This window comes from Candidatus Poribacteria bacterium (assembly GCA_021295755.1).
Lineage (GTDB): Bacteria > Poribacteria > WGA-4E > WGA-4E > PCPOR2b > PCPOR2b.
The window spans coordinates 3204-3722 of the sequence record JAGWBT010000162.1 but is presented as its reverse complement, the minus strand read 5'-3'; the positions used below and the strand labels follow the sequence as shown (position 1 = coordinate 3722).

1 protein-coding gene is annotated in these 519 nt (G+C 54.3%); it reads left to right on the top strand.

Going from position 1 to position 519, the window contains the following annotated elements; genetic code table 11:
• A partial coding sequence (locus tag J4G02_19765) for an AAC(3) family N-acetyltransferase (GenBank protein MCE2396768.1) occupies positions 1–467 on the top strand: 467 nt, incomplete at its 5' end.
• Positions 468–519 lie beyond the last annotated feature (52 nt).

Below are 519 nucleotides of genomic sequence, written 5' to 3'. Positions count from 1 at the left end.
GTCCCTTCTGGAAACTCTACGAATTGGACGCACACATCTTAATGCTAGGCGTTCCCTATCTCCGCTGTACCTTCTTTCACGTTATCGAGCAGCTTGTACAAGTGCGTTACCGGCAATGGCGGAAGGTCGACGCATGGGTTCAAGAGCCGGATGGGCGAAAACGACCGCTCCCTGCGTTCAGCTACAGCCCCAGGCCGGGGTTTGTGGGCAACGACTTTAACAAGTTTGGAGCCATGCTGGAGGGACGCGAACTCGTTCAGGTCGGCGCGGTCGGTAACGCCGTGGCTCGACGGTTTCGGGCACGAGACGCGCTTGAGGTCGGTCTCGCTGAGTACCGGAAAGATTCGCTCCTGTTTGCTATAGCCGGCGGCAGCTTGACACAACTCCGGGACGGTGTATTGACCGAAGAACTGCATAACGAGAAATCGGTGATTGATCCAGCGAAAATCTATGAAAGGAAGCAATAATTCAGATAAGATAGCCCAAGTTGCTAGGGCGTGTTGCCAAATGTCAACACGT